Source organism: Govania unica, assembly GCF_027920805.1.
In the GTDB taxonomy this organism is placed as follows: domain Bacteria; phylum Pseudomonadota; class Alphaproteobacteria; order Sphingomonadales; family Govanellaceae; genus Govanella; species Govanella unica.
Map to the genome: position 1 here is coordinate 254,994 of NZ_JANWOI010000003.1, position 14,995 is coordinate 269,988.

The following is a 14,995-nucleotide window of genomic DNA, read 5'->3' on the forward strand; positions in this document are numbered from 1 at the left end:
CCTGATCGCAGCTAGGCTGCGGTGGGTATTGTGGGTATTGGGGTATGGGTGAAAAATGAGTGCCGAGCGCCTACTCGATCTTGATGAGGAGAGCCGTGAGCGCTTGCGGCTGTTGTTGGCTGACGGTGGCGCCGTCTCGGCCGGGCAGTTGGTTTTGTTCGGGCTTGAGGCGGTCAAGTCGCGCCTTGGGGAAAGCTGGCCGCGCTATGTGGACCGGGTGCATGAGCAAACCACTAAAATTCTGACCCAGGTTCTGGACCCGTCCGAGGTGTTCCTGCGCCTTGGCGAGGATCGCTATGTGATCGTTTTTTGCAATCGGGACCAGGCAGTGGCTCAGGTCATTTGTGAAAAGATCGTGCGCGATGTGGCCGAAGTTTTTCTTGGCACGCCGGAGATGATGGAGTTGACCGCCGATGGCGTCGTCATGATGCTGAATGCGGACAGCGTGGCGCAGATACTTGGGCTTGAGGTGGAGGACGCCGAGCCGCGCGACCTCAGCATTTGGCAGGACGTGCCGCCGGTCGAAATGGCGGTGCGCGGCCCGGAGTTTGTAACGGTTGCGGATGGGGCCGTGGCGCCCCTTGGCGATATCTGTTTCGTGCCGATCTGGGATATGGCGCGCAATGTCGTTTATACTTATAAGCCGAGCATTCTTGCCGTGCGTGGGCGGCGGCGGGTCAGCGGCTATCATGCGCTGGAGGACGGGCGCGATGCGCGGGCGGTCCGGATGCTGGATTTCGCCCTGTTGCAGGCGGCGGGGCGGGCGATCGAAGCGGGGACGGCGGGTGCGGTGGCCATCATGACCATTCCGGTGAGTTTCCGGACGCTGGCGAGCCGCGATGCGGCGCTGGATTATTTTGGCGATTGCGCCGCGTTACCGGCACATGTGCGCCGCCATATCATTTTCGAACTGGCCGATCTGACGCCGGGAACGCCGGTGTGGCGCGCTTATGAGCTGCTGTCGACCTTGAAGCGGTTTTCGCGCGGGTTGTTTCTTCGGATTGATCAGAGCTGGCGAGATTTCAGCATTTTGCAGGAGTTGCCGGTGCGCGGGCTGGTGTTCGATGTGGAGATGGACATGCGGCCGCTTGACCGCATTGCCGCCGATATGGCGCGCGCCGCGGTCGAGGCGCGGGGGCGGGGTTGGGTCTTTGCGGTGTCCGGGGTTTATAATCGGGAATTGACGCTGGCGGCGCGGGCCGCGGGGGCGCGGCTGGTCTATGGGCATTATCTGGTGGCGGCGGTGAGCAAGCCGCTGCCGGCCAAGGCGCTTGACTGGATGGCGCTTGAAAAGCTGACGGGCGGGGACGGCAGCTGGCGCGCGGTGCAGATGGAGCGTCTTGTGTAGGATGACAAGCGGGTCGGGATCCGTTATAAGCCGCCGCATGATGGAAATATTCAAACGCTTTACTTTTGACGCCGCCCATCAACTGGCCTGCAATGTGCCGGCCGGGCATCGCTATGCCGGTTTGCATGGGCATTCGTTCGAGGTCGAGGTTTTTGTCGGCGGTGAACCGGATCCGGCAAAAGGCTGGGTCGTCGATTTCGCGGCCCTTGAGGCGGCGTTGAAGCCCTTGCAGGAAACTCTGGATCACGGATATCTCAATGAGATTCCGGGGCTTGAGGTGCCGACCCTGGAACATATCGCAATCTGGATCTGGGATCGTCTGAAGCCGCAATTCCCCGGCCTTGCCCGGGTGGTGGTCAAACGCGGCAGCTTTGGCGAAGGCTGCGTTTATAGCGGACCGCGCGGTTAGGCTTGAGTCGATTCGGCCTGGGCTTTGCCGTGAGGGTGGGGCGGATTTAATTTATTTTGGGGTTTATGGGTGCTGGCGGGCTTGCTGGCGCTTGGATGAGTCATGTCTTGCGCTGGTGCGTGTGGGGCGGGCTTTCTGGATTGCTTCGTCGGCTTCGCCTTCTCGCAATGACGAAATTAACCAGATTGGTTATTTTTTGTATTGAAATTTACCGAAAAAGTGATATTATAATTTTATCGGTGAAATTTAGAGTGAGCGTTGGGGGTGAGCCATGTTGCTGTCGCCACATTTTTCTTTGACTGAAATGACCAAAAGCGCTGCTGCCTTGCGGCTTGGGATCGATAATAGTCCGACGCCGTTTGTGGTGGAGAATTTACGGCGGCTGGCGGTGAAGGTGCTGGAGCCGGTACGGGCGCGCTTTGGGGTGCCGTTCAGTCCGTCGTCGGGGTATCGCGGACCGGCCTTGAACAGGGCCATCGGCGGGGTGGCGCGGTCGCAGCATCTGACTGGGGAAGCGGTCGATTTCGAAGTGCCGGGGGTGCCTAATCTGGAGGTGGCGCGCTGGGTGCGGGACAATCTTGGGTTTGATCAGTTGCTGTTGGAATATTGGTCGCCGGTCGATGCCGGGGCGGGCTGGGTGCATTGCTCGCTGACACCGGGCGGGAACCGGAAGGAGGTGCTGACGGTTGGGGGCGGGGTGACGCGGAAAGGGTTGCCGGCATAGGGCGGGTGGAGAGATGGATTGCCGGGTCGAGCCCGGCAATGACAGATCGAAACTTTGTCATTGCCGGGCTTGACCCGGCAATCCATGGGGTGGTGGGGATTTTTCAGGGAGGGAGAGGAACTTGGGGATATTGGGGCGATTGATTGCCGGTCCGGCGGTGGATGCGGTGACGGCTATTGGGAATGTGTTTGACAAGCTGTTCACGACCGATGCCGAGCGTTTGCAGGCGGAGCAGGTGTTGCAGAAAATTCGGCAGGAACCGGCTATGCTGCAGGCCGAGATCAATAAAATCGAGGCGGCGCATCGTTCGGTGTTTGTGGCGGGGTGGCGGCCGTTTATCGGTTGGGTCTGTGGGGCGGGGTTTGCCTGGGCGTTTATTTTTCAGCCGATCCTGAACTGGGCCGTGGTGGTTTATGGCCTGTCGATCACGCCGCCGGACATTGTCACCGACGATATGATGGAGCTGGTGATTGCGCTTTTGGGCCTGGGCGCCATGAGAACTTTTGAAAAGTCAAAGGGGCGTGCACGCTAAAGGGTATATATAACAGAAAAGTGTTGGGGGTCCGGTCGCAGGTTGCGATAATCTGCGGCCGGATGATTCGTTGGGTTCTTTAATTTACGGCGAGTATGCTGATGAAAATCATGGCTTTGTCTGCGCTGCTGTTGGGGTTATTTACCCTTGGCGCCTGTACACTTGAAAATCAGTCGGTGATGATTTCACCGCAGCTGACCTACAAGTCGGAAAAGATCGGGCATCAGCAGCCGATTTATCTCAGCGTGGTGGACAAGCGGCCGAGCAAACTCATCGGCTATCGCAAGGACGAAACCAAGGATCAGGCGGATATCACCGCAGCCAATGATGTGCGCACTGCGGTCTATAACAGCATCAAACAGGTGTTTCTGGAACAAGGCTTTGTGATGGCATCGAGCCCGGAGGCTTCGGTTGCGCAGTTCACCCTTGATATCGAGGATCTAACCTATAAGGCCGGTGGGGCTTATGTGGCGCCGAGCCTTGAAACCCGCATGCTGTTGAAGGGAACCGCCCGGCGCGGTACAACGACGCGGTCGAACAATTATGAAATCAATCGGTCCGGTCGCGAGGCCAAACCGTTGACAGCCGAGCGTAATGCCAAAATGATCAATGATATTGTCAGTCAAACTCTTCAGATGGTTGCTGAAGACCGGGCAATGATGAATTTTCTGGCTACTGCGCCGGGACAAGGTCTTTAGGAGCTGATCGGCATGGCGTTCCAGTCCAGGCGTTCGTCGCGACGTATGTTCATGGGGACGGGTGTTTCGTCCCATACCGCTGACCGCGCTATTGCGAAATGGCTGTTTTTCGTTGCGGCGCTAGTGTTTCTCATGGTGCTGGTGGGCGGGGCGACCCGGCTTACGGAATCTGGCCTGTCCATGGTGCGCTGGGAACCGCTGGTCGGCACCGTGCCGCCGTTGACGGATACCGCCTGGGCTCAGGAATTTTCCGATTATCAGCAGTCGCCGCAATATCAGAAGGTCAACAAGGGCATGTCCCTTGGCGAGTTCAAGGCGATCTATTGGTGGGAATGGGGACACCGGCTGCTTGGCCGGCTGATCGGCTTCGCGTTTTTGCTGCCGTTGGTTTATTTTATGGCCAAGGGTTATGTGCGACGGGCGTTGCGGCCGCGGTTGTTCGGGCTTTTTGTGCTCGGCGGCCTGCAGGGGGCGCTTGGCTGGTTCATGGTCAAAAGCGGGCTGGTGGATGTGCCGGAGGTCAGCCATTTTCGGCTGGCGGCGCATTTGTCGGTGGCGATCCTTATTTATGCGGCGCTGTTGTGGGTCGGGTTCGGGCTGTTGAAAACCGCGGCTCCGGCGGGGCGGCCGTTCTGGCGCGCGGAAAACGGGGTGGCGCAGATTTATCTGCTGCTGCTGACCGTGGTGATTTTGCAGATTGTCTATGGCGGCTTTGTGGCCGGGCTTCAGGCCGGGCTGTCTTACAATACCTGGCCGTTGATGGATGGGCGGCTGGTGCCGCACGGCATGTGGTCGCAGACGCCGCTCCTCAGCAATCTGTTTGAAAATCATACGACGGTGCAGTTTATTCACCGCATGCTGGCCTATCTGGTGGCGATCCTGTCGGTGTATCTCTGGTGGCAGATCAGCGAACGCGGCGGCCGCGCGGTGCGGGAGGCGAGCCATTTCCTGCTGGTGACGGTGGCTTTGCAGATTGTGCTGGGCATTTCGACGCTGTTGATGGTGGTGCCGGTTTGGCTTGGGGTGGCGCATCAGGCCGGGGCTTTGTTGTTGGTGACGAGTATGGTGTTTCTGGGGCATCGCATGGTGAAGGCCTGATTTTATGACTGACCGGGCCGCCATCGTCAGCGTCTATGTGACAACGGCGGATGCAGCCGAGGCAGGGGCCATCGCCCGCGCCGTCGTCGAGGCGCGGCTGGCCGCCTGTGCCAATGTGATCCCGCTGGTGCAATCGATTTATCGCTGGGACGGCGCGGTTGTGGACGGTTCGGAAGCGGCAGTGATTTTCAAAACCCGGGCGGCTTTGGTGCCCGCGCTTGAGGCGCGGGTGCGGGAGCTGCATTCTTATGAGGTGCCATGTGTTGTCGTCTGGCCGATTGTTGGCGGGGCGGCGGACTATATGGACTGGGTGCTGGCGGAGACCGCCGGGGGGTAGGGACTGGATCCCGTCGCTGTGCTCGGGATGACGGGGGAATTTCAGGCTATCACTATTATTGTTATGCCCGGGCTTGACCCGGGCATCCATGTTTCGGGCGGCGAGATGGATTGCCGGGTCTAGCCCGGCAATGACAGGGTTTTTTTTGGGTGGGGTTTGTTGGTGTGTGTTCGGGATGACGGGGATAGCTGAATATGATTGTCATGCCCGGGCTTGACCCGGGCATCCATGGTTTGGGTGGTGAGATGGATTGCCGGGTCGAGCCCGGCAATGACAGGGTTTTGAGTTTGTTTGGGTGAGGTAATAAAACGGGATAAGAAAAGGGCCCCTTTCGGGGCCCTTTGTGATTTTAGATTTGGGCCAGGGCCTGGTCTAGGTCGGCGATGATGTCGTGGGGGTCTTCGATGCCGATTGAGAGGCGGACGACGTCGGGGCCGGCTCCGGCGCGGATGCGGGCGTCGTCGGCGAGCTGGCGGTGGGTGGTTGAGGAGGGGTGGATGATCAGGCTGCGGGTGTCGCCGATGTTGGCGAGATGGGAATGCAGCTTGACGGCACTTACAAGCTTGGTGCCGGCTTCATAGCCGCCCTTGACGCCGAAGGTCAGCACCGCGCCATAGCCGTTTTTGAGATATTGGCGAGCGAGCTGGTGATAAGGATCGTCTTCAAGGCCCGGATAGGACACCCAGGTGACTTTTGGATGGGTCTTGAGGTGACGGGCTACGGCCATGGCATTGTCCACATGACGCTGCATGCGGAGCGACAGGGTCTCGATACCGGTCAGAATGAGGAAGGCGTTGAAGGGCGACAGGCAGGGGCCGAGATCGCGCAGGCCGATGGCGCGGCAGGCGAGGGCGAAGGCCATGGGGCCGAAGGCGTCGGTGAAGACCATGCCGTGATAGGCGTCGCTCGGTTCGGTGAGGGTGGGGAATTTGCCCGAGGCCTTCCAGTCGAATGTGCCGCCGTCGACGATCACGCCGCCGATGCTGTTGCCGTGGCCGCCGAGGAACTTGGTCGCGGAATGGATGACGATATCGGCGCCATGCTCGAACGGGCGGCAGAGATAGGGCGAGGCCAGCGTGTTGTCGACGATGAGAGGGATTTTCGCCTCATGCGCGATGGCGGCGATGGCCGCTATGTCGGTGACGATGCCGCCGGGATTGGCCAGGCTTTCAATGAAAATGGCGCGGGTTTTCGGGGTGATGGCCTTGCGGAAATCCTCGGGATCCTTGGGGTCGACAAAGGTCACGCCCCAGCCCATTTTCTTGAAGCTGACCGAGAACTGGTTCATGGAGCCGCCATAAAGCTTGTTGGAGGCGACGATTTCGTCTCCGGCCTCAAGCAGGGTGTGCATGGCGATCAATTGCGCGGCATGGCCCGAGGCGACGGCGAGGGCGGCGACACCGCCTTCAAGCGCGGCGACGCGGTTTTCCAGAACGCCAACCGTCGGGTTGGTCAGGCGCGAATAGATGTTGCCGAATTCCTGAAGATTGAACAGCCGCGCCGCGTGGTCAGCGTCGTTGAAGACAAAGGATGACGACTGATAAATCGGCGTAATGCGCGCGCCGGTGGTGGGATCAGGCACCGCGCCCGCATGGACGGTGAGGGTGTCGAAGGCGAATGTGTCGGTCATGATCTGGTCCCTTGTGCATAGATGTGGTTGACAGTTGGCCCGGCATAGGATGGTCGTGCGGTCCGCTGCTTGGCCAGAATGCCAAGATTGGCGGGAATATCAGCAGAAAAAGCGCGTTATGAGTGGGGTATTTTAATACCTCTTTATTAAACAATTGATATAGTTGATGTTTTGTCGGCGTGGTCGGAAAATTCAGCGTTGACTTGAGCGCGGGATCGGGCATAGTGCGGCCCTGAGGTTTCGGAGTCGTTCGGGCTCCGGGACAGAATACTGGAAATTCCATCTGGCAAACCCAGGAAGACTATAATGAAAACCTTTTCGGCGAAACCGTCGGACATCGAAAAGAAGTGGCTCATCATCGACGCCGAAGGCGTGGTGCTTGGCCGTTTGGCTTCGATTGTTGCGGCCCGGCTCCGTGGTAAGCATAAGCCTATCTTCACTCCCCACATGGATTGCGGCGATAACGTCATCATCGTCAATGCGGAAAAGGTGAAGCTCACCGGCCGCAAGCTGTCCGACAAAAAGTTCTACTGGCATACCGGTCACCCGGGCGGCATCAAGGAGCGGACCATCGGTCAGCTTCTCAATGGCCGGTTCCCCGAGCGCGTGATCGAAAAGGCTGTGGAGCGCATGGTGCCGCGCGGCCCGCTTGGCCGTCAGCAGATGCGCAACCTGAAGGTTTATGCTGGTGTCACACATCCGCATGAAGCTCAGCAGCCCGAGAAGCTGGACCTTGCCGCGATGAACGACAAGAACGTGAGGAGCCGCTAATCATGGCCGAAGAAAAAAAGTCGCTGGAAGATCTGAAGTCCCTGACCCAGGGTACGGATACCCCGGGTGCGGCTGCAGCTCCGGTTCAGCCGAAGCTCGACGCTTATGGCCGCGCCTATGCCACCGGCAAGCGTAAGAACGCGATCGCCCGCGTGTGGGTGAAGCCAGGCACCGGCAAAATCATCGTCAACGGTCGTGACCAGACGGTCTATTTCGCCCGTCCGACGCTGCGCATGCTGCTGAACCAGCCGTTCCAGACCGCCAAGCGTGAAGGCCAGTATGACGTGATCTGCACCGTAACCGGTGGTGGTCTGTCGGGCCAGGCTGGCGCTGTGCGTCACGGTGTGTCGAAGGCGCTCACCTATTATGAACCGGGCCTGCGTCCGGCTCTGAAGGCTGGCGGCTTCCTGACCCGCGATCCGCGTGTTGTTGAACGTAAGAAATACGGCCGCGCGAAAGCTCGTCGTAGCTTCCAGTTCTCGAAGCGCTAGGTTTCGTCGATATTCCTATCGAGAAAGGCCCGGGCGCTTGTCCGGGCCTTTTTTCTGTTTGGGGTTTCCGACTTTCTTGTCATTGCCGGGCTTGATCCGGCAATCCATGGTTCCACCGTTCGTGCGTTGGCCTTATGGATACGCGGGTCAAGCCCGCGTATGACAGAATGGGTGGGTGGTGGCGGTTTTGAGTGTCTGTCATTGCCGGGCTTGACCCGGCAATCCATGGCTCCAGCGTTGGTGCGTCGGCCTTATGGATACGCGGGTCAAGCCCGCGTATGACAGAATGGGTGGGTGGTGGCGGTTTTGAGTGTCTGTCATTGCCGGGCTTGACCCGGCAATCCATGGTTCCAGCGTTGGTGTGGCGGGCCTATGGATACGCGGGTCAAGCCCGCGTATGACAGGATGATTGGGTGGTGGGGCGGCTTTGGTTATTTGTCATTGCCGGGCTTAATCCGTCTCTCGGCCGTTGCGTTGATGTCTCATGACGATTGAACGTTTCATGGGACAGGCATTCGTGGCAATAATGTTGATATGATCGAAAAAAGGATGCGGACATGACAGATAGGAAAATCCGGGTCGGGATTCTGGGGGCGAGTGGGTATACGGGGGCGGATCTTATTCGTCTGGCTTGTCGTCATCCGAATATCGAAATCGTCTTTGCCACGGCTGACCGGAAGGCCGGGAAGGCTCTGGCCGATGTGTTTCCGCATCTTGGGCGCTTGAAGGTGCCGAATCTGATCGCCATCGAGGATATCGAATGGGGCGGGATCGAGGTTGAGGCCGTGTTCTGTGCCTTGCCGCATGCGACGTCGCAGAAGGTCGTGAAGGGCATTCTTCATGGTGCCGATCATAGTCTGGTGGATGAGCTGATTGTCGAGGACGCGGACGATATCGCGTCGTCCATCAAGGGCAAGATCAAGGTTATTGATCTGTCGGCGGATTTCCGGCTGCGTGATCTTGAGACCTATGCCGAGTGGTATGGCAAGGAACATGACGCGCCGGAGTTGCAGAAGATTGCGGTCTATGGCCTGACGGAAATTTACCGGGACGAGATCAAAAAGGCTGATCTTGTGGCCTGTCCGGGCTGTTATCCGACGGCGGCGTTGCTGTCGCTCATTCCGTTGCTGGATGCGAAGGTCATCACGGGCGAGGATATCATCATCGACGCGAAGTCGGGGGTTTCGGGGGCCGGGCGCTCGGCCAAGGAACAGAATCTGTTCACCGAAGTGGCCGAAGGCATGCATGCCTATGCCATCGCAAGCCATCGCCATGCGCCGGAAATCGAGCAGGAATTGTCGCGGGCCTTGGGGCAGTCCCTGCTGGTGAACTTCACGCCGCATCTCGTGCCCATGAACCGGGGCGAGTATGAGACTATTTATGTGAAGCTCAGCGATGGGGTGACGGCGGATGATCTGCGGGCGGTGCTGACCGAGCGCTATGCCGATGAGCCGTTTGTTCATGTGGTCGAGAAGGGCATGGTTCCGGCCTCGCGTTATGTGCGCGGGTCGAATGATTGCATGATCGGGGTGTTCGAGGATCGTATTCCCGGCCGTGCCATGATCATTGCTACCATTGATAATCTGGTGAAGGGCTCGTCGGGGCAGGCGATCCAGAACTTTAACCTGATGTTCGGCCTGCCGGAAACCACGGGGCTTGAACAGGCGCCCATGTTCCCGTGATGCCAACCTATCCGTTCAGGGGATTGTATCCGACGCTTGGGGACGGGGTGTTCATCGCCCCCGGCGCGCGGGTCATCGGCGATGTGGTCGTGGGCGCGCGGTCAAGCGTCTGGTTCAACTGCGTGCTGCGTGGCGACGTCAATGAAATCCGCATCGGGGCCGGGACCAATATTCAGGACGGCAGCATTGTGCATGTGTCGCGGAAGACCCATGGCACCTTTATTGGGGACGATGTGCTGATCGGTCATGCCTGCATTATTCATGGCTGTGAATTGCAGGACGGGGCCTTTATCGGCATGGGGGCGACGGTGATGGATGGCTGCGTGGTTGAGACCGATGCCATGCTGGCGGCGGGCAGTTTGCTGACGCCGGGGAAAAGGATTCCGGCGCGGCAGATGTGGGCCGGACGGCCGGCGCGGTTCGTGCGGGACTTGAGTGCGGATGAAGTGGCCGGGCATCGCAAGGCGAGTGCGCATTATGCGGAGCTTGCGGCGGAGTATGTGGGGGCTTAGGGCTGTGGGGTGGAGAGATGGATACGCGGGTCAAGCCCGCGTATGACAATTTAGTGTGTGACAATTTAGTGGCTGATCGTTTTGCTCCATTGTCATTGCCGGGCTTGACCCGGCAATCCATCTTTGTCCTCCTCAGCCATATCTGGTTTTTACATAGCTTCCCGGCGCTGGTTCCAGTGCGTTGGCTGGGGTGCGGGCGGGGATTTTTTTGCCGCATTTGGGGGCGGACCATTGGTGCCAGTCGGGCCACCAGGAGCCGGGGTGGCGGGTGGCGTCGTGGAGCCATTCCCTAGCGGTTTGGGGAAGGGTATCGTTGGTGTAATGGTAATATTTATTGGCCGAGGGCGGGTTGACGACGCCGGCGATATGGCCTGATCCGGCGAGCACGAAGCGGCAATCGCCACTATAGATCTGGGTCGCTTTATAGACCGAGTTATAGGGGCAGATATGGTCGGTCTCGGCGGCCTGGATATAGATTGGAATCTTGATCTGGCTGAGGTCGATGGCGACGCCGTTCATTTCGACCTTGCCGGGTTTCACCAGATTGTTGTTCTGATACATCTCGCGCAGGTAAAATTCATGGGCCGCGCGGGTGACGCGGGTTGAATCGCTGTTCCAGTACAGCAGATCGAACGGGAACGGGTCCTTGCCCATCAGATAATTGTTGATGACGAAGGACCAGATGAGGTCGTTCGAGCGCAGCATGTTGAAGGTCGTGGCCATGGTATGGCCATCGAGAAAGCCTTTTTCGTCCATGGTCGCCTGCATATTGGCGATCTGCTCGTCATCGACGAAAAGCTTGAGCTCTCCGGCTTCGGAGAAATCCACCTGGCTGACGAAAAAGGTGGCGGCGGGGATGCGGGCGGCCGCGCCGGTGGCTTCGAGCCAGGCGAGCGTGCAGGCAAGGAGCGTGCCGCCGATGCAATAGCCAAGGGCATGCACGGATTTTTCGCCGGTGATCTGTTCGATGACATCAAGGGCGGCGAGGGGGCCAAGCCGCATATAATCGTCGAAGCCGAAGGCGGCATGGCGGACATCGGGGTTGCGCCAGGAAATGATGAAAGTGGTGTACCCCTGTTCGGTCAGCCATTTGACCAGTGAATTTTGCGGCTTCAGGTCAAGGATGTAATATTTGTTGATCCAGGGCGGTAGGACCAGCAGTGGGCGTTTATAGACTGTTTTGGTGGCCGGTTCATATTGAATGAGCTCGATCAGTTCGTTGCGGAAAATGACCTGTCCGGGCGTGGTGGCGATGTTTTCCCCGATGGCGAAGGCCTCAAGGTCGGTCTGGCTGATGTTGAGCTTGCCTTGGCCGCGGCCGAGGTCATCCAGCAGATTTTGCAGCCCTTTGACCAGATTGTCGCCGCCGGATGCGAGGGTCTCACGCATCACTTCGGGGTTGGTCAGGGCGAAGTTCGAGGGGCTGATGGCGTCGATGAACTGGCGCGTGAAGAAATCGAGCTTGCGGGAGTCGTGTTCTTCGTCGCCGCCCGCCGATTGGACGACGCCCTGCATCCAGCGCGCGCTTAGAAGATAAGACTGCTTGATGAAGTCATAGACCTGATTTTCGGTCCATTCGCTGTCGCGGAAGCGTTTGTCGCCCTGCTCCGGCTCGATCACCGGGTCGGGGGTGCCGCCCATCATGCGCAGGGTCGCGTTCTGCCACAGCTTCATATAGTCCTGCCACAGGGTAATGTGGCTGTCGGCCAGATGCTGTGGGGAGGTGAGGACCCGGTTGGTCATTTCGAGGAAGGCGCGGCCGACCGCCATGGGGTCGAGATTGGCCTGTTGGAGATAGGCATCGTTCGAGGACAGAAACTGGGAGATCAGCGTTTGACTGTGGGCGGCGATTTTAAGCCAGTTGTCGTTGAAGTCCTGAGCATCGGGGAAAGTAAAGGGTGTTGGTCCGTCATCCATTACGTGCGCGTCCCTGTTTGGCCGTTCTGCCATGATCCGCTGGTCTCTGTGAGAGTCAGTCTAGCGCACTCGGTTCGGGTTTGGGTAGGGGAGAGTGCGGGGAGCGCGGAAGGGCTGGATTGCTTCGGCTTTGCCGCGCAATGAAGGGTGTGAAAAAGCCTGAGAAGGCGCTTGCGTCCTGAGGTTCTTGGCGTAAAGTGGGCTCCGATCGGGGGAGGGCCCCCGGTTTGCCCTGGTTTGCCCAAATTTGTAGGGCATTGCATTTTTTCGATGGTGTCTCACATGACAGCTGAATTTTACCGCATCAAGCGCCTGCCGCCTTACGTTTTCGCTGAAGTGAACGCGATGAAGGCCAAAGCCCGCGCCGCCGGTGAAGACATCATCGATCTTGGGATGGGCAACCCTGATCTGCCGACGCCGCCGCATATTGTGGAAAAGCTTGTGGAAACCGTGCGCAATCCGCATACCCACGGCTATTCCCAGTCGCGCGGAATTCCGGGCTTGCGCAAGGCGCTCGCGGCTTATTACAAGCGCCGCTTCGATGTGACGCTGGACCCTGAAAAGGAAGTGATCGTCACCCTCGGGTCGAAGGAAGGGCTTGCGAACCTGGCCCAGGCCATCACCGCGCCGGGCGATACCATTCTGGTGCCGAACCCGAGCTATCCCATTCATGCCTATGGGTTTATTATTGCGGGGGCGACCATTCGCCACCTGCCCATGCATGGCATTGATTTCATGGAGGTGCTGGAACGCGCGGTGCGCCATAGCGTGCCGAAGCCGATCGCACTGGTGCTCAATTACCCGTCCAACCCCACGGCTGAGGTGGTGGGGCTCGATTTCTACGCCAAGGTGGTGGATTTCTGCCGCAAGCACGGGGTCTATATCCTGTCGGACTTGGCCTATTCGGAAATCTATTTCGACGAGAACAACCCGCCGCCCTCCATTCTGGAAGTGCCGGGGGCGAAGGATGTGGCGATCGAATTCACATCCATGTCCAAGACCTATTCCATGGCTGGCTGGCGCATCGGTTTTGCCGCCGGGAGCCCGGATCTGGTGGCGGCCCTGACGCGGGTTAAGTCCTATCTTGATTATGGCGCGTTCACGCCTATTCAGGTGGCGGCGACGGCGGCTTTGAACGGCCCGCAGGATTGCATTGTCGAGGCCCGCAAGATTTATAAATCGCGCCGCGATGTGCTGGTTTCTGGCCTCGCGAACGCGGGCTGGACCATTCCGGTTCCGGCGGCGACCATGTTCGCCTGGGCGCCGCTGCCTCCGGGCTGGGAGCATCTTGGGTCGCTTGAGTTTTCAAAGCTTCTGTTGACCCATGCCAAGGTGGCGGTGTCGCCGGGCGTGGGCTTTGGGGAATATGGCGACGGCTTTGTGCGTATCGCCATTGTTGAGAACGAACATCGCATCCGTCAGGCCATTCGCAATATCAAGAAATTCCTGGCCTCACGGGACGAAATTCTGGGTAATAAAAAGGCTGCATCGTGAATAAACCTCTGCGTGTCGGTATCGCCGGCCTTGGCACTGTTGGCCGGGGCGTCGTCAAAATTCTGCAACAAAACGGCGCGCTGATTGCGGCGCGGGCTGGACGTTCGATTGAAATTACCGGGATTTCCGCGCGGTCACGCGGGACCGACCGGGGCGTCGATATGTCGGGTTACCGCTGGTATGACAACCCGGTCGATATGGCTTTGGCCGATGATGTCGATGTGATCGTTGAACTGATCGGCGGTTCGGACGGCGTGGCGAAGGCTTTGGCCGAAACCGCGCTCGCCCATGGCAAGTCTCTGGTGACTGCGAACAAGGCGTTGATTGCCCATCATGGCATGGCGCTTGCGGCGGTGGCTGAGGAAAAAGGGCTGACCATTCGGCTGGACGCGGCGGTGGCCGGTGGCATTCCGATCATCAAGGCGATTTCCGATGGCCTGGCCGCCAATCGCTGCGAAAGCGTGTTCGGCATTCTGAACGGCACCTGCAATTATATCCTGACCCAGATGGAACGCAGCGGGCGCGCCTTTGGCGATGTGCTGGATGAGGCGCAGCGGCTTGGCTATGCCGAAGCCGATCCGTCCTTTGACGTCGATGGCATCGATACCGCGCATAAGCTTTCGATCCTTGCGGCGGTGTCGTTCGGTACCGCGCTTGATTTCGATTCAATCGCCATCGAAGGCATTCGCAAGATTTCGCCGGTCGATATCCGCTATGCGGAAGAGCTGGGTTATCGCATCAAGTTGCTCGGCATCGCGCGGATGACGGCGGACGGGCTCGATCAGCGCGTGCAGCCTTGCATGGTCAAGAAATCCAATCCGCTTGCAGCCGTCAATGACGTGTTCAACGCGGTGGTGGTGCATGGCGATTTCGTTGAAAAGACCGTCTATGAAGGACGCGGGGCCGGTGAAGGGCCGACGGCTTCGGCCGTGGTTGCCGATCTTGTGGACGTGGCGCGCGGCAATCGCACGCCGGTGTTCTCGGTGCCGGTGGCGGCGCTGACCAAAGCTCCGGCGGCGGCGCGGGATGCGTTGCGGGCGTCGTTTTATCTGCATCTCCGGGTGGTCGATGAGCCGGGCGTCATTGCCAGCATCACCGAAATCCTGAGCACCGAACAGATCTCGATCGATAGCCTGCTGCAACGCGGCAGTGAAGAGGCATCCGGGGCCAGCGAAGGCGGTATCGATGTGATCCTTACCACCCATGAAACGGAAGAAGGAGCCGTGCGCAAGGCGGTTCTGAAAATCATGGGGCTTACGTCGCTTGTGGAACAGCCGACCGTTTTGCGGATGGTTAAAAATTAAGGTACGGCCGCCTGTCCGGGTGGCCTGTGGGGACTTAAGGAAAAGCAT

15 protein-coding genes are annotated in these 14,995 nt (G+C 59.1%); 13 read left to right on the forward strand and 2 right to left on the reverse strand.

Features of this window, described 5'->3' with window-relative positions; genetic code table 11:
- The first annotated feature begins 55 nt into the window (after window positions 1-55).
- The 7 genes from NYP16_RS09050 to cutA all read left to right on the forward strand — a co-directional run bounded on the left by NYP16_RS09050 (window position 56) and on the right by cutA (window position 5,146).
- Window positions 56-1,348 carry a nucleotidyl cyclase domain-containing protein gene (locus NYP16_RS09050; RefSeq protein ID WP_274943810.1) on the forward strand — a complete coding sequence of 431 codons (1,293 nt, stop codon included), beginning with the start codon at window positions 56-58 and terminating at the stop codon, window positions 1,346-1,348.
- 37 nt (window positions 1,349-1,385) lie between these two features.
- Window positions 1,386-1,757, forward strand: coding sequence for a 6-pyruvoyl trahydropterin synthase family protein (locus NYP16_RS09055; protein WP_274943811.1), 372 nt, complete (start codon window positions 1,386-1,388; stop codon window positions 1,755-1,757).
- Between the two features lie 271 nt (window positions 1,758-2,028).
- Entirely contained in the window at window positions 2,029-2,481 is a 453-nt protein-coding gene (locus NYP16_RS09060) for a D-Ala-D-Ala carboxypeptidase family metallohydrolase (protein ID WP_274943812.1), read from the forward strand.
- 121 nt (window positions 2,482-2,602) lie between these two features.
- A complete protein-coding gene (locus NYP16_RS09065; RefSeq protein ID WP_274943813.1) occupies window positions 2,603-3,013 on the forward strand; it encodes a 3TM-type holin in 411 nt (136 codons plus the stop codon).
- Window positions 3,014-3,114: 101 nt separating this feature from the next.
- Complete coding sequence (locus NYP16_RS09070; RefSeq protein WP_274943814.1) at window positions 3,115-3,711, forward strand: YajG family lipoprotein; 597 nt, start codon at window positions 3,115-3,117, stop codon at window positions 3,709-3,711.
- Window positions 3,712-3,723: 12 nt separating this feature from the next.
- A complete protein-coding gene (locus NYP16_RS09075; protein WP_274943815.1) occupies window positions 3,724-4,809 on the forward strand; it encodes a COX15/CtaA family protein in 1,086 nt (361 codons plus the stop codon).
- A 4-nt stretch (window positions 4,810-4,813) separates the two neighbouring features.
- Entirely contained in the window at window positions 4,814-5,146 is a 333-nt protein-coding gene (gene cutA, locus NYP16_RS09080; RefSeq protein WP_274943816.1) for a divalent-cation tolerance protein CutA, read from the forward strand.
- Window positions 5,147-5,495: 349 nt separating this feature from the next.
- On the opposite strand, the gene NYP16_RS09085 is transcribed toward cutA, so the two are convergent.
- Complete coding sequence (locus NYP16_RS09085; RefSeq protein WP_274943817.1) at window positions 5,496-6,776, reverse strand: O-acetylhomoserine aminocarboxypropyltransferase; 1,281 nt, start codon at window positions 6,774-6,776, stop codon at window positions 5,496-5,498.
- 306 nt (window positions 6,777-7,082) lie between these two features.
- Here NYP16_RS09085 and rplM point away from each other — a divergent pair, with 306 nt between their 5' ends.
- The 4 genes from rplM to NYP16_RS09105 all read left to right on the forward strand — a co-directional run bounded on the left by rplM (window position 7,083) and on the right by NYP16_RS09105 (window position 10,232).
- On the forward strand, window positions 7,083-7,547 hold the full coding sequence (gene rplM / locus NYP16_RS09090) for a 50S ribosomal protein L13 (RefSeq protein ID WP_274943818.1): 465 nt from the start codon (window positions 7,083-7,085) through the stop codon (window positions 7,545-7,547).
- A gap of 2 nt (window positions 7,548-7,549) precedes the next feature.
- Window positions 7,550-8,038 (forward strand): 30S ribosomal protein S9, encoded by a 489-nt coding sequence (rpsI, locus tag NYP16_RS09095; protein ID WP_274943819.1) that lies wholly within the window; start codon window positions 7,550-7,552, stop codon window positions 8,036-8,038.
- Window positions 8,039-8,595: 557 nt separating this feature from the next.
- Entirely contained in the window at window positions 8,596-9,720 is a 1,125-nt protein-coding gene (gene argC, locus NYP16_RS09100; protein ID WP_274943820.1) for an N-acetyl-gamma-glutamyl-phosphate reductase, read from the forward strand.
- Complete coding sequence (locus NYP16_RS09105; RefSeq protein WP_274944160.1) at window positions 9,720-10,232, forward strand: gamma carbonic anhydrase family protein; 513 nt, start codon at window positions 9,720-9,722, stop codon at window positions 10,230-10,232. The genes argC and NYP16_RS09105 overlap by 1 nt, the downstream gene beginning before the upstream one ends.
- Before the next feature lie 132 nt (window positions 10,233-10,364).
- Here NYP16_RS09105 and NYP16_RS09110 read toward each other — a convergent pair whose 3' ends face one another.
- A complete protein-coding gene (locus NYP16_RS09110) occupies window positions 10,365-12,149 on the reverse strand; it encodes a PHA/PHB synthase family protein (RefSeq protein WP_274943821.1) in 1,785 nt (594 codons plus the stop codon).
- A 282-nt stretch (window positions 12,150-12,431) separates the two neighbouring features.
- Between NYP16_RS09110 and NYP16_RS09115 the strand changes: the two genes are divergently transcribed.
- Together NYP16_RS09115 and NYP16_RS09120 are read left to right on the forward strand one after the other, a co-directional pair.
- Window positions 12,432-13,643: an LL-diaminopimelate aminotransferase gene (locus NYP16_RS09115; RefSeq protein ID WP_274943822.1), complete on the forward strand. Its 1,212-nt coding sequence runs from the start codon at window positions 12,432-12,434 to the stop codon at window positions 13,641-13,643.
- Window positions 13,640-14,947, forward strand: coding sequence for a homoserine dehydrogenase (locus NYP16_RS09120; protein ID WP_274943823.1), 1,308 nt, complete (start codon window positions 13,640-13,642; stop codon window positions 14,945-14,947). The genes NYP16_RS09115 and NYP16_RS09120 overlap by 4 nt, the downstream gene beginning before the upstream one ends.
- The last annotated feature ends 48 nt before the right edge of the window (window positions 14,948-14,995 follow it).